Raw genomic sequence first — 25178 nt, forward strand, 5'->3', positions numbered from 1 at the left:
ACAGTGGATCGCGCGGGATAAGGCTCGGAGAAGTACTCCCGGTAGACAGCGTTCATGGGCTCGAACAGCGTGGCGTTGAGAAGGAAGACGGTCGTCTTGGCAATGTCTGCGAGCGTGCCCCCGGCGGCTTCCACTCCGGACTTGACGTTGTCCAGCACAGCGCGCGTTTCCGCCGTGAAGTCACCCGTGACCAGCGAACCGTCTGGCCGCACCGCAATCTGCCCAGCGATGTAGACGAAGTCGCCGGCGCGCACGACATGCGTGAGCGGCATCTCAGACCGCGCGATACCGGTCGCAGGGATCTCTTAAATGGAGCTGATGGCGTTCACACTCGCTTTCGTCAGTCTGGTTGCGCGGGAACGAGGGAGCGCCTCGCGGGCATGCGGACCACAAGCGTAGCGCGCCGCGAAGATGGACTCCCCATTTTCTTCCACGCTGCACTCGATAGCTCAGCGCGGAGGACACCAGGATCGCGGTGCCGACGCCCATGGCCGCCAGTGACGGCACGGCGCCGAGACCAGCCCCGGCGGCCTCCCACATCCAACTGAGTCCGCATCTTCGTGACCTTCTTGTCGCGTCCTCGGCGACTGAGGCCTCTCAGGCGATCAGGTCTCTCGTGTGCGTCCACACCGTCATCCGGTGGACACCGAACCGTCTCGTGATCGAGACGACGCTTTCGCCGTTCTCCCGGGCGGTTCTGGCCTGCTGCCACCTAGAATCAAGGCGCTCGAACCGACGCCAACGGTTCGGTTTGAATCCGGCGGCGTCCACCGTGGTTGTCTTACTCGAACACTGGACATCAGAGCCGCGTCGTCACACGTACGCGGCCGTGCTCGTGAACGGCCGGTGGTGCATCACCGGCGCACGCGGGTTCTTCGGCACGGCATCGAGGCCGTTGCCCTCGCGACTGAGTTCGAGGATGTCTGAGCACGCTTCCTCCAGCGACGTTGCCGTGATCGCGGCCCGGCGTCCTGCGTGGCGGCGAGCAGGACGGGCCTCGCGCGGCATCAGGGGGTGACGACCGCGCGCGTGCGACCAGTGTGGGTCCACGCCGCAGCGACCTGGTCGAGCGGGTACGCGGTGTAGGGCACGCTGATGGCGCCGTCGCGGATGAGGGTCATCAGTCTCGGGAGCTGGGCGTACGTCGCCGCCATCGAGACAGACCCTGCGCCACTCCCCGTGATGGTGAGGCGCCGGCTGCGCAGCAAGCTGGCGGGGACTGCTGCGCTCGATCCGGCCAGCGCGCCGACCTGCACATACGAGATGTCGGCGTCGTCTTCGTCCATGCCGCGACGAGCGAGCGCGGCGAACGCTGCCTCAGCCGCCGCTCCCCAGACATAGTCGAGCACGAGCGAGGGAGTCGCTTCGCGCACCGCCTCCGCGAGTGGGGCGGCGGAGGCTGCGATCGAGACGGCCTGGACGCCAGCCACCGCGTCCAGGCCAGCGAGCGTTTCAGAGTCGCGCCCGGCGGCGATCACGCCTGCCGCGCCGAGAGCGAGTGCGGCTTGCACCGCCATGCGGCCCGCGACTCCCGTCGCGCCCACGACCAGGACGGTCCCGAGCTCGCCGCGGCGCTCCAGATGCCGAGTGAGCGGCATGAAGCCCGACATCCCCGGATTCATCCCCGCGGCGATCGCGTAGGGGTCGGCGCCGTCCGGCAGGCGGATGTCGAAAGGCGTCACGATCCTCTCGGCCATCGTGCCCCACGGGGCACGTGTGCCCCCGGTGTAGACGAGGGTGCCGTCGGCAGTGCGGGCGACGGCATCCACACCCACGACGAGGGGATACTCGCCCGTGCTGCCGTAGTGAGTGCCGGAGGCGAGAGAACGCACGATCTGGTGCATGCCGGCCGCGACGAGTCGCAGCGGCTCGCGGCCGGGCATCGGCTCGGGGTCTGGGAAGTCGGCACAGATCGGAGCGGCATCCGGTGAGGTCAGGACGGCAGCACGCACGATGGTGCTCCTTAACTAAGTTATGTGGGGTTCCAGTGTCGCTTAACGCCGTTAAGCTGTCAACCGTGGCGAAAGGCATCACCCGGGAGCGGATCGTGTCGGCGGCCCTCGACGTCCTCGACGAGGGCGGCGCCGACGCCGTGACCGTGCGCGCCGTGGCGAAGCGTCTGGACGTGCAGGCGCCGGCGCTGTACTGGCACATTCGCAACAAGCAGGAACTGCTCGACGAGATGGGCACCGAGATCCAGCGGCGCGTGCAGCGCAGCCTCGCGGCGATCGAGCATGACCATTGGCGCGCAGGGCTCGCTGCGTACGCGCGCGCTCTTCGCGCCGAGTACTTGCAGCATCGCGACGGCGCGCGAACGTTCAGCGGGACACGCCTGACCGATCCGGACGTGCTGCGCGCGCAAGAGCCCTGGCTCGCGCAACTGACGGCCAGTGGGCACGCTGTCGAAGACATCGTGACGGCCGCGGACCTGATCACGGCGTTCGTCGTCGGCTTTGTCATCGAAGAGCAGGAGCGAGCGCAGTCGAACATCGCCGATCCGACCCGCTACGCACTCGATCGCCGCGACGCCGCCGTGGGCGAGTCTGCGCCCTTGGCGCGTGCCGCCGGACATGCCCGCGAGAACGACCACGTCAGGTTCGAGCGGCAACTGGGCATCATCATGTCCGCGCTGGAGCGCACGCTGTAAAGCCCGCACCCTCGCCGCGCGACGTGCGCGGCGAGGGTGCGGGCGGGTTCGGCTCACGGCTGGCCACCGCCAGCGCCGCCGCCGGCACCGCCACCGCCGGCACCGCCGCCGCCGCCCATCATCTGGTTCTCGAGGACGGTGACTTGCTCTCCGTTCACGGTGATCGTGCCGCCGTTGAGCGTCCCGGTGCCGTCGTAGTCGAAAGCGGACTGCGCGGTGATGTCGAGCGTGCCGCCGTTGATGGTGAGGTCGCCGTTGCTGTCGATCGCGTCGGTGTCGCCGGCGCCCATCACGATGGTGATGTCCCCGCCGTTGATGGTGACGCTGAGCCCCGACGTGACGATGTCGGAGGCCGCCGCGTTGATGCCGTCGTCCGAAGCGTTGAGGGCGATTTCGCCGTCGTCGATGACGACCACCGGCGCCTCGATGCCCTCCACGGTCTCGGTGATCTCGATGGAGCCGCCGGAGATCCAGACCTGCTGCTCCGCCTTGACCGCGTCGTCGCCCGATGCGATCGTGATGTCTCCACCCGAGATGTTGAGCTGACCGGCGCCGAGGTCGGTGTCGTTGGTCGCCTTGAGCGCGTCGCCCGCCGCGTCGACGGTGATCGTGCCACCGCTGATATTGAGCGAGTCCTTGCCGCGGATGCCGTCGTCGACACTGGTCACCGAGATCGTGCCGGAGAGAATCCACAGGTCGTCTTTGCCCACGATGCCGTCCGCGAACGCGGCGGTGACGTCGAGGGCTCCGTCGCCGGTGATGTACAGGTCGTCCGACGAGTAGATCGCGCCGTCGATCTCCTCGTCGCCGCGCGTCGAGGCGTCGGAGATCGTGTTGGTGGACCCGTCGGCCAGTTCGATGACGGTCGCCTCGGCGTTGTCGATCTGGATGGCGGCGCCGTCTGAGCTGTCGATAGTGACGCCGTCGAGGACAATCCGCACGTAGCCGTCGGTGTCGACGGTGATCTGGCCGGTCGAGGAGCCGGTGAGCACATAGGTGCCGGCCTCGGTGATGGCGAGCCCGTCGTCGGTCAAGGTCACCTCGGTTGTCGGCAGATCGCTCCAGTCGACGTCAATGTCGGGGTCGGTGGACGTCGACGCGGTTGTCGTCGTGGTGGTCGACGTGGTCGTGGTTTCCGCGGTGGTGCCGATGGCGAGGGGCTCGGTGGTCGTCGCGGTGCAGCCGGCGAGCAGCAGGGCCGCGGCGAGGAGTCCGGCGGTGATCTTCTTGGGGTGTCTCATTGGTCTTCCGTTCGTAAGCTGCGGGACTGACTGAAACGAGTGCACCAAGCATCCCTATGGCATTTCTTTGGAGCGTCTATGACGGGCGGATCAATGGTGTGAGGATCTGCTCACTGTCGTCACGGAATACGCTTGAGGCGTCCCGGAGCATTCCCTCATGACTGACCACGTTGACGCGCCCGCCCCCGCACTGCGCCGCCGGAGCCGGGAGCGGCACAGCCGCGTGCCGCGCTGGGCGCGAGTGGTCCTGCCGGCGATCCTGATCCTCGCCTGGTTCGTCGGGGCGAGCATCGGCGGGCCGTACTTCGGCAAGGTCGGCGAGGTCTCGTCGAACGATCAGACGACGTATCTTCCGGCCTCGGCGGACGCAACGCGGGTGCAGGAGGCGCTCGGCGGGTTCAGCGACACGCACGCCATTCCCGCGGTCGTCGTCTTCGAAGGGGCGGACGAGCTGACGGATGCCGACACGGCCGTGCTGCAGGAGGCACTCGAGGACCTGCCCCAGATCGAGGGGGTTCTCGACGAACTGTCGCCGCTCCTGCCGTCCGACGACGCCCGCGCGGCGGAGGTGTTCGTCCCCATCGACCGCGACGCCGATACCGGAGACGCTGTCGCGGCGGTCTCCGCAACCCTTCGCGAATCCGCACCCTCCGGCGTGACGGTGTTCGTCACGGGGCCCGCTGGGTTCACCGCCGACCTGCTCGAGGCGTTCAGCGGAATCGACGGGCTGCTGTTGCTCGTGGCGCTGGTGGCGGTGTTTGTCATCCTGATCGTCGTCTACCGCTCGCTCCTGCTGCCGGTCGCCGTGCTGGCGACGAGCCTGTTCGCGCTGACTGTGGCGCTGTTGACCGTGTGGTGGCTGGCGAAGGCGGGAATGCTGCTGCTCAGCGGGCAGACCCAGGGCATCCTCTTCATCCTCGTGATCGGCGCGGCCACCGACTACTCGCTGCTGTACGTCGCGCGCTACCGCGAAGAGCTGCGTGTGCAGCGCGACACCTGGGTGGCGAGCATGCGGGCGCTGCGCGCCTCGTTTGAGCCGATCCTCGCGTCGGGTGGCACGGTGATCGCAGGCCTGGTCTGCCTGCTGTTCAGCGACCTCAAATCCAACAGCACACTCGGGCCGGTGGCATCCATCGGCATCGTGTTCGCCATGCTCGCGGCGCTCACGCTGCTGCCTGCGATCCTCTTCGCCTTCGGGCGTGCGGCGTTCTGGCCGAAGCGGCCGCGGCACGAGCCCGATGTCGTGGCGGCCGAAGGCGGCACGGTGCGCACGGGCCTGTGGTGGCGAGCAGGGCAGATGATCGGACGCCGACCGCGCGCGATCTGGATCGTCACGACTCTCGTGCTGCTGGGCGGCTGTGTGGGGATTGCGCAACTGCACGCGCAGGGCGTGCCGCAGTCCGACCTCGTGCTCGGCTCGTCGCAGGCACGCGACGGGCAGCGCGTGCTGGGCGAGCACTTCCCAGGCGGATCCGGCAGCCCCGTGTACGTGCTGGCGCCGCAGGGCGAACTGCAGTCCGCGGCCGACGTGCTGCTGGGCGCGCCAGGCGTGGACGGCGTGGCGGTGTTGAGCGGCGACGCCCCGGGCGGCTCCGCCGCGATCACCACCGACGGCATCACGGCCGTCGGGCAGCCGGGAGCTCCTTCGCCCGAGCCGACCGTGGTGGACGGCGCGGTGATGCTGCAGGCAACGCTGGCCGATGCCGCCGACTCGGATGCGGCCCAACAAACCGTGCGCGACCTGCGCGTCGCGTTCGCGAGCGACGGGACGGATGCCGCGGTCGGAGGCGTGACCGCGACGGCGATCGACACGAACGACGCCTCGATCCACGATCGGAGCCTCATCATTCCCGTGGTGCTCGCGGTGATCCTCGTGATCCTGATGCTGCTGTTGCGCTCGATCGTCGCGCCGGTGGTGCTGGTGCTCACCACCGTGCTGTCGTTCGGCGCCGCGCTCGGGGTGTCGGCGCTCGTGTTCAACAATGTCTTTCACTTCCCGGGCGCCGACCCGGCGGTGCCGCTGTTCGGCTTCGTGTTCCTGGTCGCGCTCGGAATCGACTACAACATCTTCCTGGCGACCCGGGTGCGCGAGGAGGCGCGCCGGCACGGCACGCGAGACGGCATCCTGCGCGGCCTTGCGGTCACCGGCGGCGTCATCACCTCGGCCGGCCTCGTGCTGGCCGCGACCTTCGCCGCGCTGTCGGTGATCCCGATCCTCTTCCTCGTGCAGATCGCGTTCATCGTCGCGTTCGGGGTGCTGCTGGACACCTTCCTGGTGCGCGCGCTGCTCGTTCCGGCGTTGCTGCACGACATCGGGCGCCCGGTGTGGTGGCCCTCGAAGCTCGGCCGGTGAGCGGCGACCGGGCGCGCAAGGCGCGTGCAGCGCGGCGCCTTGCGCCGACCACGGTCATCGGTGAGTCTGGACGAAAGCCCAGGAGGATCCCATGACGGTAGCGACTCCCTTCCTCTGGTTCGACGACGACGCCGAGGGCGCGATGCGGTTCTACACCGAGCTGCTGCCCGACTCGGAGATCGTGTCGATCGAGCACTATCGGCCGGAGATGCCCGGGCTCGGCGGCAAAGTGATGCACGCGCACTTCCGACTGGGCAATCGGGACTTCTACGCGATGGATGCCGGACCCCAGTACCGGTTCACCGAGGCGGTCTCGCTGTACATCGGCTGCGAGAGCCAGTCCGAGGTCGACCACTACTGGGACGCCCTGGTCGCCGACGGCGGTGTCGAGCAGCCGTGCGGCTGGCTCAAGGACCGGTGGGGCCTGTCGTGGCAGATCGTGCCGGACCGCCTGCTCGCGTTGATCCGCGACCCTGACCCGGAGCGCGCGCGCCGCGCGGTGCAGGCGATGCTGGGGATGCGGAAGATCGATATCGCGGCGCTGGAGGCGGCGGCGAATGCCGCGTAGCCCCACCCGCGCCCGGTCAGCGAGTCATGGGGGAGTGCGAGCGTTTTGCGCGGTCGCAGCGGCGTTGCCGGCGAGGTGAGGCGCGTGGCTAGGCTTGACCCGTGGACCGCCGTCTGCGTCGGGGAATCGTGACCGCAGTCGCCTGCGCCCTGGCGGCCGCGTTGGCGCCGCCGGTTCCAGTGAGCGCGTTGACCTCGTCAGCGGAGTCCGCCGACGAGCCGGCGCCGCTGCGCGTGGAGGCGGCGGGGGCCGCCGACATCCCCGATCACGCGGCCGAGATCGTCGCCGGCATGAGCCTCAGGCGCAAAGCCGCGAGTGTTGTGATGGGCCATATCGCGACGACCGATGCCGACACGCTTCGTCAGTACATGCAATCCACGCACGTCGGCGGATTCATCCTGATGGGCGCCAACGTGCCGGGCGACGAAGACTCCCTGCGCCGGCTGACGGAGGCGATGACCCTCGACGCGGCACTGCCCCCGCTGATCTCCATCGACCAGGAGGGCGGCGATGTCAGCCGCCTCGCGTGGGATGGCTTCCCCGGCGCCGTGACGCTGAAGGGGGAGAAGCCGGCGGCGACCCGCGACGCATTCCTGGGTCGAGGGTCGCTGGTGCAGCGCGCGGGCATCGGCGTGAACTTCGGGATCGTGGCGGATGTCGCCGACGGTGGCTTCATGCGCCGGCGCGCGCTCGGCACAAGCCCCGGCCGTGCGGCCGGCCGGGTCGCGGCGGCGGTCGACGGCGAGGCGGGCCAAGTGCTCTCGACGGTGAAGCACTTCCCGGGGCACGGCGGGGCAGCGGGCGACTCGCACGCGGGCATTCCGACGACGTCGATGTCGAAGTCGGCATGGCGGCGTGGCGAGGCGCCGCCGTTCGAGGCGGCGATCCAGCGGGGCGTGCCGCTGCTGATGTTCGGGCACTTGCGCTACCGCGCCGTGGACAAGGCGCCCGCGTCGCTGTCGGCGACGTGGCACCGCATCGCGCGGGACGAGCTCGGATTCACCGGGGTCTCGATCACCGACGACCTGGGGATGCTGGAGGCTAGTGGCCTCGATGCGTACAGCGACCCGGTCGCCAACGCGGTCGCGGCGCTGCGCGCGGGCAACGACATGGTGCTGTCGGTGATGTTCACGACCCCCGACACCGCGGCCCGCCTCACGCGCGGCATCATGGCGGCCGTGCGCGCCGGGAGGCTCTCTGAAGAGCGGCTCGACGAGGCGGCAACACGGGTGATGGCGCTGCGCCTTCGCCTCGCCGCGGAGGGGCGGGGCTTGACCCCGTGCGACGGGTGCGAGCCGGTGCGGGACTAGTCCACAGGCTCGATGAGCGCGGGGGAGTTGTTGCGCACGTTCCCGACGGCCTTCGAGACGACATGGCTGTCGAGGGTGGCGGCGATCTCTGGCGCGGCGTCGATCGCGGCGTCGAGGATGTCGCGCACGTTCCCGGTCGTCGGGTCGAGCCACGCGTCGGCGAAGTCGGGGGCCAGCAGGAGTGGCATCCGGTCGTGGTCCGAGCCGAACTCCCCGATCGAGTCGCGCGTGAGGATGGTGAAGCTCAGCAGCCAGCGGTCGGGGTCGTCGTCGGGCTTCGAGGCATCCTTCCACCACTCGTAAAGGCCCGCCATGAACAGCGGGTCGCCGCCTGCGGGGTGGATGTAGTGCGGGATCTTCTGCAGTTTGCCGTCCGGGCCGGGCACGTGCTTCCACTCGTAGTAGCCGGTGGCCGGCACCACCGCGCGGCGCTTGTCGAGCGCCCGGCGGAACATCGGCTTGGCCTCGAGCTCTTCGGCGCGGGCGTTGATCGCGCGGGCGCCGATCGAGACATCCTTCGCCCACGCGGGCACCAGTCCCCATCGCGCGGGCTCGAGCCGCCTCGTCGGCGGGTCGGTCTTGGCGGAGTCGAGCACGATTGCCACGCGGTCGGTGGGCGCGACGTTGTACGAGGGCGCGGGCAGCTGATCGGCCTCGAGGTCGACCCGGAGCACCGTGACGAGCTCGGATCCGACATCGGCCACCACGAATCGTCCGCACACACCGTCAGCGTACGCCGGGCCCCCGACACCGCCGCGGCCGTGGCACGATCGAGACGTGAGCGCCCGCCCCGACCTGCAGACCCTCGTGCTGATGCGCAAAGTGCGCGACCGCATGGACCGCGACTACGCCAAGCCGCTGGATGTCGCCACGCTCGCGCGCGAGGTGCACATGTCGTCGGGGCACTTGAGCCGGCAATTCAAGCTCGCTTACGGCGAGTCGCCGTACTCGTACCTGATGACGCGCCGCATCGAGCGCGCGATGACGCTGCTGCGACGCGGCGACCTCAGCGTCACCGACGTGAGCCTCGCGGTCGGATGCCCGTCGCTCGGCACGTTCAGCACGCGGTTCACCGAGCTGGTCGGCGTCGCACCGAGTGTGTACCGCGACCGCGGCGCCGAGGTGCGCCCCGGCATGCTGCCGTGTATCGTTCGGCAGATCACCAGACCGGTCAGGAATCGAGAAGCGCCCGACGGCGCGCGCCCGTAGCGTGAGGGTATGAGCAGCATCACGATCCACTCCAGTTTCCTGCCGCACACCGACCCGGAGGCATCCCTCGCCTTCTACCGCGACGTCCTCGGCTTCGAGGTCCGGCTCGACGTCGGCTACGCCGACATGCGCTGGATCACCGTCGGCCCGCCGAACCAGTCCGACACGGCGATCGTGCTGCACCCGCCCGGGGTGGGCCGCGACATCACGGACGACGAGCATCGACTGCTGCTCGAGCTGATCGCGCGCGGCTCGTACTTCGGCGTGAACCTCGCGACCGACGACCTCGACGCGACGTTCGCGCGCATCGAGGCGGCGGGCGCCGACATCGTGCAAGAGCCCATCGAACAGGACTACGGCGTGCGCGACGCCGCGTTCCGCGACCCCGCGGGCAACATGATCCGCATCCAGCAGAAGGAGACGAGCAATGGCTGACAACAGTGGCTTCAGCGACGCTGAGCGCGAGGCGATGAAGCAGCGCGCCGCCGAACTACGTGCGAGCAAGGGGCTCAAAGGAGCGGCGAAGCGCGAGCGCGAGGCGCAGGCGTGCGCCGACGCGATCGCCGATCTGACAGGCTCCGACCACGACATCGCGCAGTTGCTCGACGACATCGTCACCGAGGTCGCGCCTCAGCTCGACCCGAAGACGTACTACGGCTTCCCCGCGTACGCGCGCGACGGCAAAGTCGTCGTGTTCTACCAGCCGACGACGAAATTCGGCACGAGGTACGGCACGGTCGCGTTCGATGACACGGCCAAGCTGGACGACGGCGCCATGTGGGCGACCTCGTTCGCCGTGCTCGGGCCAACGGACGCCGTGGCCGCGCGCTTGCGCGAGCTCGTCACCCGCGCCGTCGCCTGAGCGGTCGCCCGAACGGCTCCGGCACCACCGTTCAGTTGCCGCGTTCTGCGCCCCGCGTCGCGTTTCGCGGCAACTGAACAATCCCGGAGACGGGATGCAGGCGCGACGCGCGCTTCGGTTGTCGCAATCTGCGTCACGCGTTGCAGAACGCGGCAACTGAAGTGCGGCGGGAGCAGGGGTGACAGCTCGCCGGGAGCGAGGCCGCGCGGGTCAGACGACGCCGGCGGCCTCGAGCTCTTCGAGCAGGGCGGCGCCGTCGTCGCCGGTCACCCACGGCACCGCGGCGGCACTGTGGTCGTCGACGTGGGTGCGGCCGCCGGCCAAGACGGCCTCGGCGGGAGAGAGGCGGCGGATGGCGACGGCCCGAACGTTGTCGGGGTGCTCGCCCGCGAAGGCGGTGTAGATCGCGTCGTCGTGCTGCCCGTCGTCGCCGATGAGCAGCCACCGCACGCGCGGGAACTCCAGCGCGAGCCGGCGCAGGTTCGACAGCTTGTGCTCGGTGCCGCTGCGGAACCAGCGGTCGTGCGTCGGCCCCCAGTCGGTGAAGAGCATCGCGCCGGCCGGGAACAGGTGGCGGCTGAGGAACCGCGACAGCGTGGGAGCCACGTTCCACGCGCCGGTGGAGAGGTAGACCAGCGGCGAGGCGGCGTTGTCGCGCGCCAGGCGTTCGAGCAGCACCGACATGCCGGGCACGGGCTGGCGGGCGTGCTCGTCGACGACGAACGAGTTCCAGGCCGCGACAAGGGGCCGCGGAAGCGCCGTGACCATCACGGTGTCGTCGACATCGCAGACGACACCGAACCGCACGTCGCGCCCGACCACGAACACGCGGGTGGTGACGGGCTCGCCGCCCTCCACCGACATCCGCACCGTCTGCCAGCCGGGAGCGAGCGACGCGGGGATCACCGCGTCCACCACGCCGCCGCGGTCGGCGACCACCTCATGGGTAGCGTCGTCGACGGTGATCGAGACTTGGGCGAAGCCGATCGGGATGCCGGCGAAGCTGCGCCACCCGCGCACGCTCGCGAACTCGCCGCCGCCGCGCCGGCGCGGCGGAACGATGAGCACGCGACCGACCACGCGGACCCACTCGGTCGACCCGTAGCCGGGGAACGCCGCGACCGTCGGCTTCAGGCCGCGCGCACGGGCGCGACGCTCGCGCCACGCGTGGTAACGGTACTCCAGCCGCGCCAGCCACAGCACCTTCGGGCGCGGAGCGCGCGACGAGGTGGAGGGCTCAGGCATCCTCTCAGTCTTCCACGTCGTCTTCGCCGTCGAGCGCGAGGTGCTTGGCCTCCGAGCGCTGCAGCAGTCGCTTGGCGACGTACAGGAGGACGAGGAAGACGACGATGACGCCGACGAAGATGTAGCCGGCGAAGTGGAGCCGGTCGGCGAGCTCGCGATACGTGCCGGCGGCAATGGCCGCCACCGGGATGTACAGGCCCGCCCACAGCACGCAAGCGGGCAGCGTCCAGGCGAGGAAGCGCCGATACCCGAACCCGCTCATCCCGACCGTCAGCGGCACGAGCGAGTGGAGCACCGGCAGAAAACGCGAGATGAAGATGGCGGGCCCGCCCCGCCGCCGCAAGTAGACCTCGGCCCGCCGCCAGTGGTGCGCGCCGATGCGTGCCCCGAGGCGGGAGTCGCGGATCTTCGGCCCGAGCAAGCGCCCCAGCCAGAAGCCGATGCTCTCGCCGCTCAGCGCGCCGATGACCACGGCGACGCCGAGCGCGACCCCCGACCAGGCAGAGTCGACCGCCGTCGAGGCCACGATCACGACGGTGTCGCCGGGAACCACCAACCCGATCAGCACGCTCGTCTCGAGCATGATCGCGAGCCCTGCCAGCAGGATCCTCGCCACCGGGTCGACGCTCTGCACGAGGTCGAGCAGCCAGGTGAGGAACTCGTTCACGGAACGAGCCTACGGCGCGGTCCGGTAATCTTGAACTCCCGTCCCGACGGCCCCGACTCCGCATCGATTGGCTCTTTTCGTGTCTCAGACCCGTGTTCCGCATGCTTCCGGCAGCCCCTCCGCCGACGGCTACGATCCCTACGCGATCCAGCGGAAGTGGCAGGCGCGGTGGGCGGAAGACGACCCCTTCCGCGCCGGTGGCGACGACGACACCCGCCCCCGCAAGTACGTGCTCGGCATGTTCCCGTACCCGTCCGGCGACATGCACATGGGCCACGCCGAGAACTACGCGTACGTCGACGCGGTCGCGCGTTTCTGGCGGCACCGCGGCTACAACGTCCTCAATCCGATGGGGTGGGACTCGTTCGGGCTGCCGGCCGAGAACGCCGCGATCAAGCGCGACGCCGACCCGCGCGAGTGGACGTACACGAACATCGCGCAGCAGAAGGAGAGCCTCAAGAACTTCGGGATGTCGTACGACTGGAGCCGTGTGCTGCACACGAGCGACCCGGAGTACTACCGCTGGAACCAGTGGCTGTTCCAGCGTCTCTACGAGCGGGGGCTGGCGTACCGCAAAGACGCGCTCGTGAACTGGGACCCGGTCGACCAGACGGTGCTCGCCAACGAGCAGGTGCTGCCGGACGGCACGTCGGAGCGCAGCGGCGCCGTCGTGGTCAAGCGCAAGCTCAACCAGTGGTTCTTCCGCATCACCGACTACGCTGACCGGCTGCTCGACGACCTGAACCAGCTGGAGGGGTTCTGGCCGCAGAAGGTCATCCAGATGCAGCGCAACTGGATCGGCCGCTCGGTCGGCGCCGACATCGATTTCGAGATCGAGGGCCGGGATGGCACGGTGACCGTTTTCTCGACCCGCCCCGACACCCTGCACGGCGCGACGTTCTTCGTGGTCGCGCCCGACAGCGACCTGGCCGCGGAGCTGGTCGCGGGCGCGAGCGCCGAGGTGCGCCTGCGCTTCCAGGACTACCTCGAGCGCGTGCAGCGCGAGACCGAGATCGAGCGGCAGAGCACCGACCGCCCCAAGACCGGCGTGTTCCTCGAGCGCTACGCGATCAACCCGGTCAACGGCGAGCGCCTGCCCATCTGGGCCGCCGACTACGTGCTCGCCGACTACGGCCACGGCGCGGTCATGGCGGTGCCCGCGCACGACCAGCGCGACCTCGACTTCGCGCGCGTCTTCGACCTGCCGGTGCGCACCGTCGTCGACACGACCGCGCCCGTCACCGGCGCGATCCCGGTCGTCGAGCTCGACGACGAGGGCGTGCCGCTGGATCCGGGTGGCGACGAGCCATCCCTCGACTCGGTCGACCCCGCGGTGACCGGCATCGCGCTCACCGGCGATGGCCGCATGGTCAACTCGGGATCGCTGAACGGGCTGAGCAAGCGGAATGCCATCGCGCGCATCATCGACGAGCTGGAGGCATCCGGCTCTGGCCGTGCCGCGAAGTCCTTCCGCCTGCGCGACTGGCTCATCTCGCGGCAGCGCTTCTGGGGTACGCCGATCCCCGTGGTGCACACCGAGGACGGCCGCATCGTGCCGATCCCCGACGACCAGTTGCCTCTCACGCTGCCGAAGGCGAAGGGGCTCGACCTGCTCCCGAAGGGCACGTCGCCGCTGGGCGGCATCGACGACTGGATGGCGGCCGTCGACCCCGAGACGGGGGAGCCGGCGCGGCACGACCCCGACACAATGGACACGTTCGTCGACAGCTCGTGGTACTTCCTGCGCTTTTTGACGCCGGGCGCCCAGGACGAGCCGTTCTCGTCGCGCGAGTCGAACAAGTGGGCCCCGGTCGACTCGTACATCGGCGGCGTGGAGCACGCCATCCTGCACCTCATGTACGCGCGGTTCATCACCAAGGTGCTGTACGACATGGGGCTCATCGACTTCACCGAGCCGTTCTCCACCCTGATCAACCAGGGCATGGTGCTGCTGGGTGGCTCGAAGATGTCCAAGAGCAAGGGCAACCTCGTCGAGTTCGCCGCCAGCATGGAAGACCCCGGCGCCGACGCCGTGCGCGTCGCGATCGCGTTCGCCGGGCCGGTCGAAGACGACATGAACTGGGAGGATGTCTCGACCACCGGCGCGCAGAAGTTTCTGGCGCGCGCGTGGCGGATCGCGAAGGACGTCACGTCGGCTCCCGACGTCGTGTGGAAGGACGGCGACGAGGCGCTGCGGCGCGTCACGCACCGCCTGTGGGCGGATGCCCCGGCGCTTGTCGAGCAGACGAAGTTCAACGTCGTCGTCGCCCGGCTCATGGAGCTCGTCAACGCGACCCGCAAGGCGATCGACTCCGGCCCCGGGCCCGCCGACCCCGCCGTGCGCGAGGCGGCGGAGACCATCGCGATGGTCGTCGACCTGTTCGCGCCGCACACGGCGGAGGAGATGTGGGAGATCCTCGGCCACGAGCCGTTCGTCGGCCTCGTGCCGTGGCGGCAGGCCGACCCGACGCTCCTCGTGGAAGACACCGTGACCGCGGTGGTGCAGGTCGACGGCAAGCTGCGCGCGACGATCGACGTGCCCGCCCGCATCGACGGCGGCGAGCTGGAGGCGCTCGCGCGCGGCGATGCCCGCGTCGTGCGCTCGCTGGAGGGGCGCGAGGTCGTCAAGGCGATTGTGCGCCCGCCGAAGGTCGTGAGCTTCTCGACGCGCCCCGCCTGATTCCGCGGCCGCTGGCCCTGCACAGGCGCGGCCCGTCGCGAGTTGTGCACGGATGCGTCCTTTCGCGCCCGAGCGAGCTGTCGGCGCGCCTAGCGTTGCCGGCGTGGACGCACCCGAGGAGTACGCCAAGCCGCGCCGGCGCATCGGCGTGGGCGCGGCCGTTGTCGTCGTCGTCCTGGCCGTCGCCGTGACGGTGGCGGTCGCCGTCGTGCGGGGCGTGACGACGCCGACCGAGACCGTGCCTGTCGCTGTGGGGGGCGAGGGGGACGAGCCCGGCGCAGGAGTGGATGCCGCCGACCCTGCGACGGTGTACGTGCACGTGTCGGGCGCGGTGCGCGCGCCCGGCCTGTACCGGTTGCGGGACGGGTCACGAGTGGTCGACGCGATCGCCGCGGCCGGCGGGTTCACGAAGCGTGCCGATGACGCGGCGGTCAACCTCGCGCGGGTGGTCGCCGACGGCGAGCAGCTCGTCGTGCCGAAGCGCGGCGAGGCATCCACTCCGGTCGCCGGCGCCTCCCCGCCGGCTGCCGGTGACGGCCTCGTCAACCTCAACACCGCGACCGAGGCGGAGCTCGACACGCTGCCGCGGATCGGGCCGGCGATGGCGCAGCGCATCCTGCAGTGGCGCGAGGCGAACGGCCGGTTCACGAGCGTGGAGGACCTGCTCGCCGTGCCGGGCATTGGCGAGAAGACGGTGGAGTCGCTGCGGCCGCTGGTGACGGTGTGAGGGCGCCGCTGGTTCCCGCCGCCGCGACGGTGTGGGCGACGGCGCTTGTTGCCGTAATGTTCCCCGGCGCCGCTGTGTGGATCGCACTCGGCTTGTGGGGCGCCGTCGTCGCAGTGTGTGCAGGGCTCGTGGCGCTGCCGGCGGTGCGGCGTCGGCGGGGGATCGCGCTGCTTGCTGTCGCCCTCGCGGTCAGCGCGGCGGCGGCATCACACGTCGCGCTCGCGGGCCCGGCGCGGGACGCGGCCGCGTCGTTCGGGGTGGAGAACGGCCGGGCGGTTGAGGTGACGGCGGTAGTGGCATCCAAGGTCAGCCCGGCCGCGAGCGGCGCGCTGTGGTTTGACGCGGACGCGGGACTGCTGACGGCTGGCGACGTCTCGCGACGCGTCGCCGTGCCCATCGCTGTCTCGGTCGCTCCTGAGAACGTGGCGCTCGGCCCGCGCGGTCTCGATCTGGGCGCGCGGGTCGTCGCGCGCGGCACCGCGAAGGTGGCGGGCGCCGGAGACCGTGCGGTGCTTGTCGTCTTCGCCTCCCGCGGGGTCGAGGTGGTCGACCTTTCGGGCGACGGGGCGGCGGTGGCATCCGGCCTTCGCCACGGGCTCGTGCGGCTCGCGTCCACCCTGCCGGGCGACGGCGGCCGGCTGCTGCCCGGCCTGTCGGTCGGCGACACGAGCGCGGTGGGGGCGGAGCTCGACAGCGCGATGAAGCTGTCGTCGCTCAGCCACTTGACCGCCGTGTCCGGGGCGAACTGCGCCATCATCGTCGGGCTCGTGTTCGGCGCGTGCGCGCTCGCCGGCGCTCGGCGATGGGTGCGGGTCGCGTGCGCACTGGCGGCGCTGGGCGGTTTCGTCGTGCTGGTCACGCCCGAGCCGAGTGTGGTGCGGGCGGCGGCGATGGCGACCGTGGCGATGCTTGCGGTCCTGCTCGGGCGCACCGCGATCGGGTTGTCGGTTCTGTGCGTCGCGATCGTCGTCCTGCTCGTCGGCGACCCGTGGCTGGCCACATCGCTCGGGTTCGCGCTGTCGGCCGCGGCCACCGCAGCGCTGCTGGTGCTCGCCCCGCCGCTTGCCCGCGGACTCGGCCGGTTCATGCCCCGCGCGCTCGCCCTGGTGCTCGCTGTCCCGTTGGCCGCGCAGCTCGCGTGCGGGCCGCTGCTCATCCTGGTGAACCCCGTCGTGCCGCTGCACGGGGTCGTCGCCAATCTCGTGGCCGGGCCCGCCGCACCCGTCGCCACCGTGCTCGGACTCGCCGCGTGCCTGCTCGCTCCGGTGCTGCCGTGGCTGGCGAGCGCGATCGCGGGCGTCGCGTGGGCTCCGGCGGCGTGGGTCGCGGCGACGGCCACGACGGTGAGCGCGCTGCCGGCGGCTTCCGTGCCGTGGTGGGAGGGATGGGGCGGACTCGCCGCCCTGGCCCTGCTCGGCGCGTGCATCGTGGTGCTGATCGTCCGCGTCCGCGGCTCTCCGCGGCGTGTGCTCGTGCTGCGCGGCGTTGCCGTCGTGGTCGTCGCCGGCGCTGTGGGCGCGTTGAGCGGACTGGCCGCGCTTTCCGGCCCGCTCGGCAGGCTCACCACGCCAAGCGGCTGGGCGGTGGCCGCGTGCGATGTCGGGCAGGGAGATGCGGTGCTCGTGCGCTCGGCCGGCAGTGTCGCGCTGATCGACACCGGCCCCGATCCCGCGCCTCTGCGGGCATGCCTGGCGCGGCTCGGCGTCGACCGCATCGACCTCGCGGTGCTGACCCACTACGACCTCGACCACGTGGGCGGCGCCGAGGCGATCATCGGCCGTGCGGGCATCGTGCTGCACGGCCCCGTCGACGGCGCCGACGACGCGGCCCTGCTGCGGCGTCTCGACGCTGGCGGGGCGCGCGTGGTCGCGGCTCACGCGGGGATGTCGGGGAGCCTGGGCGACGCGCGCTGGCGGGTGCTCTGGCCGCGGGACGGCTCTCGCGCGTTCGAAGCGGGCAACGACTCCAGTGTCGTCGTGGACGTGCGTGGCGGGGGCGTGCCGGCATCCCTCTTCCTCGGCGACCTGTCCGCGTCGCCGCAGGCGGCGTTGACCGCGAGCGGGATGCTGCGGCCGCCGTACGCGATCGTGAAGGTGGCGCACCACGGCAGCGCCGACCAGCATCCCGACCTCTATCGCGCGGCGCGGGCGGCGGTCGCGCTCGTGTGCGTCGGAGCCGACAACACGTACGGCCATCCGCGGGCGGAGGTGCTCGCGCTGCTGGCGAGCACCGGCACGCGTGTCGCACGCTCGGACCGCGACGGACTGGTGCTGCTCACGCCTACAGCGGGAGGCCTCGACGTGTGGCGAGAGCGGGTGCCGCCCGGCTCGGGGTGAGTCGCGCCGGCCGACCGAGGCCCGGCGAGCGTCGGAGGTCCGCATTAGGCTCCTGGTATGGCTGCTTCGAACCGCCGGCCCGCGGCGCGCGCGACGAAGTCCGCCATCCCGCAGCTGTCGTGGCGCGAGCCGCAGCCCGCGCCCGTCGTGCTCGTGTCGGGGCCGGAAGAGGTGTGCGCGGAACGCGCGATCGCCGGCGTGCGCGAGTACCTGCGGGCCGAAGACCCCTCTCTCGAGGTGAGCGACCTGCGGGCGGACGACTACGCGTCCGGCACGCTCCTGGCCCTCACGTCGCCGTCGTTGTTCGGCGAGCCGCGGCTCGTGCGAGTGCAGGGCGTGGAGAAGTGCTCCGACGCCTTCCTGGCCGAGGCGCTCGCCTACCTCGAGCACCCGCAGGAGGGCGCGACGGTCGTGTTGCGCCACACCGGCGCGAGTGTGCGCGGCAAGAAGCTCCTCGACGCCATCCGCTCCGGGGCCGGGGGCGGCGTGGAGGTCGCCTGCCCTGCCGTCAAGCGCGACTCCGACCGATTCGACTTCGCGGCGGGCGAGTTCAGCGGCGCGCGCAAGCGCATCGCGCCCGCCGCTTTGCGGACACTGGTGTCCGCGTTCGCCGACGACCTCACCGAGCTCGCGGCGGCATGCCAGCAGCTCATCTCGGATGTGCCGGGCGATGTCACGGCCGAGATCGTCGAGCGATACTACGGCGGGCGCGTGGAGACGACCGGTTTTGTCGTGGCCGACACCGCGATCGCCGGCCGCTACGGCGAGGCGCTCGTCGCGCTGCGACACGCGCTCGCGTCGGGGGTCGACCCCGTGCCGCTCGTGGCGGCGGTGGCGATGAAGCTGCGCGCGATGGCACGCGTCGCCGGCTCGCGCGAGCCGTCAGCCACGCTCGCCGCGCGCCTGGGCATGAAGGACTGGCAGGTCGACCGCGCCCGACGCGACCTGTCCGGCTGGAACGAGGGCACGCTGTCCATGGCGATCCAGGCGGCGGCGCGCGCCGACGCCGAGGTCAAGGGCGCCTCGCGCGATCCGGTCTTCGCGCTCGAGCGGCTGGTCACAGTCATCGCGACCCGCGCTCCCTTCGGGGGGTAGCCGGGGCGACCCGCCGGAAACGACGACGCCCGCCCACGAAGGGACGGGCATCGTGAAAACAGCGCGGGTCAGAGCGACGCGACCTGCTTGGCGATCGCCGACTTGCGGTTCGCCGCCTGGTTCTCGTGGATGACGCCCTTGCTCACGGCCTTGTCGAGCTTCTTGGTCGCCGCGCCGAGCGCCTTCTGCGCCTCGGCCTTGTCGCCCGCGGCGATGGCCTCGCGCGTGCGGCGCACCGCGGTCTTCAGCTCGCTCTTGACAGCCTTGTTGCGCTCGCGCGCCTTCTCGTTGGTCTTGTTGCGCTTGATCTGCGACTTGATGTTCGCCACTGTGCCGACGTTCTTTCGTTCGATGATGTGCTGGAAGGTGCCGGGCGGCGAGAGAGGGCGCCTCCGGCGGGTGCGGACGGATCCACACGCAAGCCAAAAACTGATCCTATCAGGTGCTGCGTGCCCGCTTGCCCTGAACCTGTCGAACGGTCGCCACAGCCACGTCGAGGAGCGCGTTGAACACACGAGGACGCATCGCGCTCACCAGATGCGATGTGCGCGGCACGACGATCAGCTCCGCGTGGGGCGCGACGTGCTGGAAGAGCCTTTCGTTCACGCGCAGCTGGTCGTACTGCCCGTTGATGAACCACAGCGGCACGTCGATGCGGCCCAGCGCAGCCAGCAGGTCGAGCACCGACAGACTCCGCAGCGCGGTGTCTTGCGCGTCCAACGCGTAGCCGCCCGCGCCGAAGTCGGCCCGCGTCTGGGCGGGAAGGGTCCGGTCGAGCACGAGGTTGGTGAGCCACATGCCGCGGTCGGGCAGCGAGTCGAAGCCGCGCGCGAGCATGCGGTATGTGGCGAGCCCGACGCCCCGCGGGATGGCGGTGCAGGATGCCGCGATGAAGCCGTCGATCGGCGGCTTGTCCTCCCGGCCGGCGAACGCGATCGACAGCAGGCCGCCCATCGAGTGCCCGACCAGCAGGACGGGTCCGCGGGAGGCCGCGTCCGCGACGGCGCCCTCGATCGTCTCGAGCGCGCCGTCGAGGGTGAACTCCTCAGCCATCCGCATGCCGTGGCCAGGCAGGTCGACGGCGAGCGCCGGGACACCGCGTTTCCAGAGGTGCGCGAGTTGGGCCCGCCACATGCTCGCCGACGTGCGGATGCCGTGCACGAACACAACCTGCACTGACATGCCTCCAGGCTAGATCGCCGATCTGGCAGGTCGCCGCGCGTGGTCGCTGCGTGAACGGCGCACGGCGCCCGCCCCGTAGAATCGAGCGGACATGTCACCGCGCGCCCACAAGCCCCTCGAGCCGTCTGCGACCCCGCCGGAGCTGATCCGCAACTTCTGCATCATCGCCCACATCGACCACGGCAAGTCCACACTGGCCGATCGGATGCTGCAAATCACCGGCGTGGTCGCCGAACGCGATATGCGGGCGCAGTACCTCGACCGCATGGACATCGAGCGCGAGCGCGGCATCACGATCAAAAGCCAGGCCGTGCGGATGCCGTGGGCTGTCGGCTCCCGCTCAGCGAGCGATCAGGTGTACGCGCTCAACATGATCGACACCCCGGGGCACGTCGACTTCACGTACGAGGTCTCGCGGTCGCTCGCCGCGTGCGAGGGCGCGATCCTCCTCGTCGACGCCGCGCAGGGCATCGAGGCGCAGACGCTCGCGAACCTGTACCTCGCGCTCGAGAACGACCTGCACATCATCCCGGTCCTGAACAAGATCGACCTGCCCGCGGCCGACCCCGACAAGTTCGCCACCGAGCTGGCGAACCTCATCGGCGGAGACCCCGACGACGTGCTGCGCGTGTCGGGCAAGACCGGCGCGGGCGTCGAGGAGCTCCTCGACCGCATCGTGCGAGACATCCCCGCCCCCCGCGGCGTCGCCGACGCCCCGGCGCGCGCCATGATCTTCGACTCCGTCTACGACTCGTACCGCGGGGTCGTCACCTACGTGCGCATGGTGGACGGCAAGCTCCAGCCGCGCGAGCGCATCCAGATGATGTCGACCAGGGCGACGCACGAGCTGCTCGAGATCGGGGTGTCGAGCCCCGAGCCGACGCCCACTCGGGGGCTCGGGGTCGGCGAGGTGGGCTACCTCATCACCGGCGTGAAAGACGTGCGGCAGTCGAAGGTCGGCGACACGATCACCGACCAGCGCAAGCCCGCCGACCGTGCGCTGCCCGGCTACACCGATCCGAAGCCGATGGTGTTCTCGGGCATCTACCCGATCGACGGCAGCGACTACGCCGACCTTCGCGAGGCGCTCGACAAGCTCAAGCTGTCGGATGCCGCGTTGCAGTACGAGCCCGAGACATCCGTCGCCCTCGGCTTCGGATTCCGGTGCGGGTTCCTCGGGCTGCTGCATCTGGAGATCGTGACGGAGCGGCTCGCGCGCGAGTTCGACCTGGACCTCATCACGACCGCGCCGTCGGTGACCTACGAGGTCACCACCGACACGGGCGAGTCGGTCACTGTCACCAACCCCAGCGAGTACCCGGACGGGCGGGTCGCGGCCGTCTCCGAGCCGATGGTCAAGGTCGGCATCCTGACCCCGAAGGACTACGTCGGCACCGTCATGGAGCTGTGCCAGTCGCGGCGGGGCTCGCTGCTGGGCATGGACTACCTCTCCGAGGAGCGGGTCGAGCTGCGCTACAACATGCCGCTCGGCGAGATCGTGTTCGACTTCTTCGACCAGTTGAAGTCCCGCACGCAGGGCTACGCGTCGTTGGACTACGAGCCCAGCGGCCAGCAGGAGGCGGATCTTGTGAAGGTCGACATCCTGCTGCAGGGCGAGAAGGTGGATGCCTTCAGCTCGATCGTGCACCGCGACAAGGCGTACGCGTACGGCACGCTCATGACCGAGCGGCTGCGCAAGCTGATTCCGCGGCAGCAGTTCGAGGTGCCGATCCAGGCCGCGATCGGCGCCCGCATCATCGCCCGCGAGAACATCCGCGCCATCCGCAAAGACGTGCTCGCCAAGTGCTACGGCGGCGACATCACCCGCAAGCGCAAGCTGCTCGAGAAGCAGAAAGAGGGCAAGAAGCGCATGAAGATGGTGGGCCGCGTGGAGGTTCCGCAGGAGGCGTTCATCGCCGCGCTGTCGGGGGATGTCGAGAGCAAGAAGTAACGCCCGCTGCGCGGCGCGCAGCCGTTCCTTCTCCTCGCGAGTGAACGGCTGGCCGGAAAGCGTAGGCTGGAGCCCATGCGCCGCGGGACCTTCACAGACGACACGGTCGACTACGCCGCGGTCGGGGCGACGCAGGCCCCCGACCTCATGGGCTATCCGCCCGAGCGCAGCATCCCGGCCGAGGAGTCGTGGCGGGTCGGCAGCGGCGAGGCCCGCTTCCAGACGGCGAGCGAGGCACTGCTGTCGTGGACCGCGCAGAAGGCCGCGGGGCTCACCTTGAGCGACGTCCGCCCGGCCTCCGGCCCGATGTACTCCGGGGTCAGCTTCGACCACGAGGGCCATCCCGTCGCGCCGACGCGCACCGAGGCAGACCAGCGGTTCGACGCGGACGGCACTCCGTTCGTCGGCGCGGGCACGACCGTGCACCTGCATGGGCGGGTCGGCGGGCTCAAGGCCGATGGCGAGCTGCGCGTCATCCTCGTCGTCGAGGAGCCGCGGCGCGTTGGCTTCGCCCTCGGCACCGTGGGCGGATCGGTGGTCAGCGGCGAGGAGTCGTTCATGCTCGACTGGCGCGAGAACGACGAGGTGTGGTTCACCGTCCGCGCCTTCGACGCCCCGCAGGCGCTGGCGTACAAGCTGTTCCGCGGCCTCGTGCGCCGTCGCCGCCGTGAGCTGTTCACGCGCTACCTCCGGGCGATCTCGCCGCTGTACGCGACGTGAGCGCTCTCTGACATGGGCGGCCCGTTGCCGCTCGGCGAGCCCGCGCCGCCGGACGGCGCGCTGCCGGTCGGCACGAGCGCGGACCCCGCCGCCGACTTCGGGGCGTACCTGCACGTGCCGTTCTGCCGTGTGCGCTGCGGGTACTGCGACTTCAACACCTACACGTCCGACGAACTGCGCGGCGCCCGGCAAGACAAGTACGCCGACACGCTGCTGCGCGAGGTCGAGCTGGCCCGACGGGTGCTCGGCGACGTGGGACCCCTGCGGCCGGCGCAGACGGTGTTCTTCGGCGGCGGCACCCCCACGCTGCTGCCGCCGGGCGACCTCGGCCGCATGCTCGACGGTGTGCGATCGGCGTTCGGGCTCGCCGCCGGCGCGGAGGTCACGGTCGAGGCGAATCCCGACACGGTGACGGATGCCTCGGTGTCCGAGCTCGCGGCATCCGGCGTCACGCGCCTGTCGATCGGCATGCAGTCGGCCGTGCCGCACGTGCTCGCCGTGCTCGACCGCACGCACGATCCCGCCAACGTCGCGACCGCGGTGCGGGCCGCGCGTGCCGCGGGATTGGATGTCAGCCTCGACCTCATCTACGGAGCGCCCGGCGAGTCGCTCGACGACTGGCGCGCGTCGCTCGACACCGCGCTCGCCCTCGAGCCCGACCACGTCAGCGCGTACGCGCTCATCGTCGAGGACGGCACGAAGCTCGCCCGGCAGATCCGCCGCGGGGAGGTGCCCGAGCCGGACGAGGACCTCGAGGCCGACATGTACGAGCTGGCCGACGCTGCTCTCGCCGCGGCCGGGTACGACTGGTACGAGGTGTCGAACTGGGCCCGCGGCCCCGGCCACCGCTCGCGGCACAATCTCGCGTACTGGCGCGGCGCCGACTGGTGGGGCTTCGGACCCGGCGCGCACAGCCACGTCGCCGGCACCCGCTGGTGGAACGTGAAGCACCCGGCGGCGTACGCGCAGCGGCTGGCGGCGGGGGAGTCGCCGGCGGCCGGACGAGAACGGCCGGACGCCGCCGCCCGGGCCCTGGAAAACGTGCTGCTGCGCTCGCGCATCCGCGAGGGGATCCCCGTCTCGGAGGTGCAGGGAGAAGGCCGCCGGGCCGTGGCATCCCTCATCGCCGACGGCCTCGTCGAGGGGGCGGAGGCCGTCCGCGGCCGCATCGTGCTCACGCTCAAGGGCCGGCTGCTCGCCGACGCCGTCGTGCGCGCGCTGACCGAATGAGACTGATCCGAGCGAGCGAAGCGAGAGGAAACGTGAGCGGGACCGCGTAGAATTGGCACTCAGCGTCAGCGAGTGCCAGTGAAGGGAGCGGGAATGGTCAGCGAGCGCGGCCTCCAGGTGCTCCGGGCGATCGTGCAGGACTACGTCGACACCCGGGAGCCGGTGGGCAGCAAGTCGATCGTCGAGCGCCACCACTTCGGTGTGTCGGCCGCGACGATCCGCAACGACATGGCGCTCCTCGAGGACGAGGAGCTGATCGCCGCGCCGCACACGTCGTCGGGGCGCGTGCCGACCGACAAGGGGTACCGGGTCTTCGTCGACCACCTCGCCGATGTGCGGCCCTTGACCTCCGCGCAGCGCACCGCCATCTCCGCGTTCCTTGCCGCGCCGGGCGACCTCGACGACCTGCTGTCGAGGACGGTCCGCGTGCTCACGCAGCTGACCGGCCAGGTCGCGATGGTGCAGTACCCGTCGTTCGAGCGGGCGACGGTCACGCACGTCGAGCTCGTCGCCCTCGGGCCGAGCCGGCTGCTCGTGGTCATCGTGACCGACACCGGGCGCGTATCGCAGCGGATCGCGCAGTTGGCGGCCGACCTGGACGAGGCGGATGTCGCGGTCGTCCGCGCCCGCATCGCCACGCTGGTCACCGGCATCCCGGTTCGCGACGGCGCCGACCGTATCGACGCCCTGATGCGGCGGCCGGAGGCGGCAGGCCGCATGGACCACGCGCTGCGCGCGATCGCGCGCGTCGTGGCCGAGGAGCTCGACGAGTTCCGCCAGGACCGCCTGGTCATGGCGGGCACCGCGAATCTGGCGCGCCGCGAGCAGGACTTCCGCGGCAGCATCTATCCGCTCCTCGAGGCCATCGAGGAGCAGGTGACGCTGTTGCGCTTGATGGGCGAGATGGTGGCCGACGAGCACGGCTTGGCGGCGAGCATCGGCCGTGAGAACGAGCCGTTCGGCCTGGCGGAGGCATCCGTCGTGACGAGCGACTACGAAGCCGCGGGCGGGCAGGCGCGCGTCGGCGTGCTCGGCCCCACGCGCATGGACTACCCCTCGAACCTCGCCGCGGCGCGCGCGGTCGCGCGCTACCTGTCGCGGCTGCTGGAAGAGGACGAGAAGCACCGCTGAGGCGGACACGGACACGCGCGCGCG

At 70.7% G+C, this 25178-nt stretch carries 24 protein-coding genes; 15 read left to right on the plus strand and 9 right to left on the minus strand.

Annotation, left to right across the window (positions count from 1 at the left end; translation table 11 throughout):
- The 3 genes from QM611_RS07000 to QM611_RS07010 all read right to left on the minus strand — a co-directional run.
- Positions 1–272, minus strand: a 272-nt coding sequence (locus tag QM611_RS07000) for a RidA family protein (RefSeq protein WP_415079192.1), incomplete at its 3' end; no start/stop codon positions are given.
- Positions 273–813: 541 nt separating this feature from the next.
- Entirely contained in the window at positions 814–1008 is a 195-nt protein-coding gene (locus QM611_RS07005; RefSeq protein ID WP_415079193.1) for a hypothetical protein, read from the minus strand.
- Positions 1008–1952, minus strand: coding sequence for a hypothetical protein (locus tag QM611_RS07010; protein ID WP_415079194.1), 945 nt, complete (start codon positions 1950–1952; stop codon positions 1008–1010). The genes QM611_RS07005 and QM611_RS07010 overlap by 1 nt, the downstream gene beginning before the upstream one ends.
- Before the next feature lie 95 nt (positions 1953–2047).
- On the opposite strand from QM611_RS07010, the gene QM611_RS07015 reads away from it, so the two are divergent.
- Positions 2048–2647, plus strand: a complete 600-nt coding sequence (locus QM611_RS07015) for a TetR/AcrR family transcriptional regulator C-terminal domain-containing protein (protein WP_415079195.1) — start codon at positions 2048–2050, stop codon at positions 2645–2647.
- A 53-nt stretch (positions 2648–2700) separates the two neighbouring features.
- Here QM611_RS07015 and QM611_RS07020 read toward each other — a convergent pair whose 3' ends face one another.
- Positions 2701–3888 carry a carbohydrate-binding domain-containing protein gene (locus QM611_RS07020; RefSeq protein ID WP_415079196.1) on the minus strand — a complete coding sequence of 396 codons (1188 nt, stop codon included), beginning with the start codon at positions 3886–3888 and terminating at the stop codon, positions 2701–2703.
- Positions 3889–4045: 157 nt separating this feature from the next.
- On the opposite strand from QM611_RS07020, the gene QM611_RS07025 reads away from it, so the two are divergent.
- The 3 genes from QM611_RS07025 (at position 4046) to QM611_RS07035 (ending at position 8119) form a co-directional block, all read left to right on the plus strand.
- Positions 4046–6241, plus strand: coding sequence for an MMPL family transporter (locus QM611_RS07025; RefSeq protein ID WP_415079197.1), 2196 nt, complete (start codon positions 4046–4048; stop codon positions 6239–6241).
- 91 nt (positions 6242–6332) lie between these two features.
- Complete coding sequence (locus tag QM611_RS07030; protein WP_415079198.1) at positions 6333–6809, plus strand: VOC family protein; 477 nt, start codon at positions 6333–6335, stop codon at positions 6807–6809.
- Between the two features lie 179 nt (positions 6810–6988).
- Entirely contained in the window at positions 6989–8119 is a 1131-nt protein-coding gene (locus QM611_RS07035; RefSeq protein ID WP_415079347.1) for a glycoside hydrolase family 3 N-terminal domain-containing protein, read from the plus strand.
- Here the strand turns inward: QM611_RS07035 and QM611_RS07040 are convergent.
- Positions 8116–8841, minus strand: a complete 726-nt coding sequence (locus QM611_RS07040; protein ID WP_415079199.1) for an SOS response-associated peptidase — start codon at positions 8839–8841, stop codon at positions 8116–8118. The two genes, QM611_RS07035 and QM611_RS07040, sit on opposite strands and share 4 nt — an antisense overlap.
- Before the next feature lie 91 nt (positions 8842–8932).
- On the opposite strand from QM611_RS07040, the gene QM611_RS07045 reads away from it, so the two are divergent.
- Genes QM611_RS07045 through QM611_RS07055 form a run of 3 tightly spaced genes read left to right on the plus strand, consistent with a single transcriptional unit; the run spans position 8933 to position 10190 of the window.
- Positions 8933–9328 (plus strand): helix-turn-helix transcriptional regulator, encoded by a 396-nt coding sequence (locus QM611_RS07045; RefSeq protein ID WP_415079348.1) that lies wholly within the window; start codon positions 8933–8935, stop codon positions 9326–9328.
- 9 nt (positions 9329–9337) lie between these two features.
- Entirely contained in the window at positions 9338–9763 is a 426-nt protein-coding gene (locus QM611_RS07050; protein WP_415079200.1) for a VOC family protein, read from the plus strand.
- A complete protein-coding gene (locus QM611_RS07055; protein WP_415079201.1) occupies positions 9756–10190 on the plus strand; it encodes a hypothetical protein in 435 nt (144 codons plus the stop codon). The genes QM611_RS07050 and QM611_RS07055 overlap by 8 nt, the downstream gene beginning before the upstream one ends.
- Before the next feature lie 210 nt (positions 10191–10400).
- Here the strand turns inward: QM611_RS07055 and QM611_RS07060 are convergent, their stop codons facing one another.
- Both QM611_RS07060 and QM611_RS07065 read right to left on the minus strand, forming a co-directional pair.
- Complete coding sequence (locus QM611_RS07060; RefSeq protein WP_415079202.1) at positions 10401–11435, minus strand: App1 family protein; 1035 nt, start codon at positions 11433–11435, stop codon at positions 10401–10403.
- A 4-nt stretch (positions 11436–11439) separates the two neighbouring features.
- Positions 11440–12102: a DedA family protein gene (locus QM611_RS07065; protein ID WP_415079203.1), complete on the minus strand. Its 663-nt coding sequence runs from the start codon at positions 12100–12102 to the stop codon at positions 11440–11442.
- A 79-nt stretch (positions 12103–12181) separates the two neighbouring features.
- Between QM611_RS07065 and leuS the strand changes: the two genes are divergently transcribed.
- The 4 genes from leuS (at position 12182) to holA (ending at position 18940) form a co-directional block, all read left to right on the plus strand.
- Positions 12182–14782: a leucine--tRNA ligase gene (gene leuS / locus QM611_RS07070; RefSeq protein ID WP_415079204.1), complete on the plus strand. Its 2601-nt coding sequence runs from the start codon at positions 12182–12184 to the stop codon at positions 14780–14782.
- A gap of 103 nt (positions 14783–14885) precedes the next feature.
- Positions 14886–15509, plus strand: coding sequence for a helix-hairpin-helix domain-containing protein (locus QM611_RS07075; RefSeq protein WP_415079205.1), 624 nt, complete (start codon positions 14886–14888; stop codon positions 15507–15509).
- The gene (locus QM611_RS07080; RefSeq protein WP_415079206.1) at positions 15506–17845 is read left to right on the plus strand and encodes a ComEC/Rec2 family competence protein; all 2340 of its coding nucleotides are present in this window, start codon (positions 15506–15508) and stop codon (positions 17843–17845) included. Before QM611_RS07075 ends, QM611_RS07080 begins: the two co-directional genes overlap by 4 nt.
- A gap of 57 nt (positions 17846–17902) precedes the next feature.
- Positions 17903–18940, plus strand: a complete 1038-nt coding sequence (holA, locus tag QM611_RS07085; RefSeq protein ID WP_415079207.1) for a DNA polymerase III subunit delta — start codon at positions 17903–17905, stop codon at positions 18938–18940.
- 68 nt (positions 18941–19008) lie between these two features.
- Here holA and rpsT read toward each other — a convergent pair whose 3' ends face one another.
- Positions 19009–19269: a 30S ribosomal protein S20 gene (rpsT, locus tag QM611_RS07090; protein WP_415079208.1), complete on the minus strand. Its 261-nt coding sequence runs from the start codon at positions 19267–19269 to the stop codon at positions 19009–19011.
- 109 nt (positions 19270–19378) lie between these two features.
- Positions 19379–20122 carry an alpha/beta fold hydrolase gene (locus QM611_RS07095; protein ID WP_415079209.1) on the minus strand — a complete coding sequence of 248 codons (744 nt, stop codon included), beginning with the start codon at positions 20120–20122 and terminating at the stop codon, positions 19379–19381.
- 91 nt (positions 20123–20213) lie between these two features.
- Here QM611_RS07095 and lepA point away from each other — a divergent pair, with 91 nt between their 5' ends.
- The 4 genes from lepA (at position 20214) to hrcA (ending at position 25154) form a co-directional block, all read left to right on the plus strand.
- Positions 20214–22073 (plus strand): translation elongation factor 4, encoded by a 1860-nt coding sequence (lepA, locus tag QM611_RS07100; protein WP_415079210.1) that lies wholly within the window; start codon positions 20214–20216, stop codon positions 22071–22073.
- A gap of 75 nt (positions 22074–22148) precedes the next feature.
- Positions 22149–22793 carry a DUF1990 family protein gene (locus QM611_RS07105; RefSeq protein ID WP_415079211.1) on the plus strand — a complete coding sequence of 215 codons (645 nt, stop codon included), beginning with the start codon at positions 22149–22151 and terminating at the stop codon, positions 22791–22793.
- A 12-nt stretch (positions 22794–22805) separates the two neighbouring features.
- Positions 22806–24023, plus strand: coding sequence for a radical SAM family heme chaperone HemW (hemW, locus tag QM611_RS07110; protein WP_415079212.1), 1218 nt, complete (start codon positions 22806–22808; stop codon positions 24021–24023).
- A 93-nt stretch (positions 24024–24116) separates the two neighbouring features.
- Positions 24117–25154, plus strand: coding sequence for a heat-inducible transcriptional repressor HrcA (hrcA, locus tag QM611_RS07115; RefSeq protein WP_415079213.1), 1038 nt, complete (start codon positions 24117–24119; stop codon positions 25152–25154).
- The last annotated feature ends 24 nt before the right edge of the window (positions 25155–25178 follow it).

This window comes from Microbacterium sp. (assembly GCF_047606685.1).
In the GTDB taxonomy this organism is placed as follows: Bacteria; Actinomycetota; Actinomycetes; order Actinomycetales; family Microbacteriaceae; genus Microbacterium.

Excerpts from the sequence above, each read along its gene's own strand:
- QM611_RS07005 (WP_415079193.1), bottom strand. The coding sequence starts at position 1,008 with ATGCCGCGCGAGGCCCGTCCTGCTCGCCGCCACGCAGGACGCCGGGCC.
- QM611_RS07020 (WP_415079196.1), bottom strand. The coding sequence starts at position 3,888 with ATGAGACACCCCAAGAAGATCACCGCCGGACTCCTCGCCGCGGCCCTG.
- QM611_RS07025 (WP_415079197.1), top strand. The coding sequence starts at position 4,046 with ATGACTGACCACGTTGACGCGCCCGCCCCCGCACTGCGCCGCCGGAGC.
- QM611_RS07030 (WP_415079198.1), top strand. The coding sequence starts at position 6,333 with ATGACGGTAGCGACTCCCTTCCTCTGGTTCGACGACGACGCCGAGGGC.
- QM611_RS07045 (WP_415079348.1), top strand. The coding sequence starts at position 8,933 with ATGCGCAAAGTGCGCGACCGCATGGACCGCGACTACGCCAAGCCGCTG.
- QM611_RS07050 (WP_415079200.1), top strand. The coding sequence starts at position 9,338 with ATGAGCAGCATCACGATCCACTCCAGTTTCCTGCCGCACACCGACCCG.
- QM611_RS07055 (WP_415079201.1), top strand. The coding sequence starts at position 9,756 with ATGGCTGACAACAGTGGCTTCAGCGACGCTGAGCGCGAGGCGATGAAG.
- QM611_RS07060 (WP_415079202.1), bottom strand. The coding sequence starts at position 11,435 with ATGCCTGAGCCCTCCACCTCGTCGCGCGCTCCGCGCCCGAAGGTGCTG.
- holA (WP_415079207.1), top strand. The coding sequence starts at position 17,903 with ATGGCTGCTTCGAACCGCCGGCCCGCGGCGCGCGCGACGAAGTCCGCC.
- QM611_RS07095 (WP_415079209.1), bottom strand. The coding sequence starts at position 20,122 with ATGTCAGTGCAGGTTGTGTTCGTGCACGGCATCCGCACGTCGGCGAGC.
- lepA (WP_415079210.1), top strand. The coding sequence starts at position 20,214 with ATGTCACCGCGCGCCCACAAGCCCCTCGAGCCGTCTGCGACCCCGCCG.
- QM611_RS07105 (WP_415079211.1), top strand. The coding sequence starts at position 22,149 with ATGCGCCGCGGGACCTTCACAGACGACACGGTCGACTACGCCGCGGTC.
- hemW (WP_415079212.1), top strand. The coding sequence starts at position 22,806 with ATGGGCGGCCCGTTGCCGCTCGGCGAGCCCGCGCCGCCGGACGGCGCG.
- hrcA (WP_415079213.1), top strand. The coding sequence starts at position 24,117 with ATGGTCAGCGAGCGCGGCCTCCAGGTGCTCCGGGCGATCGTGCAGGAC.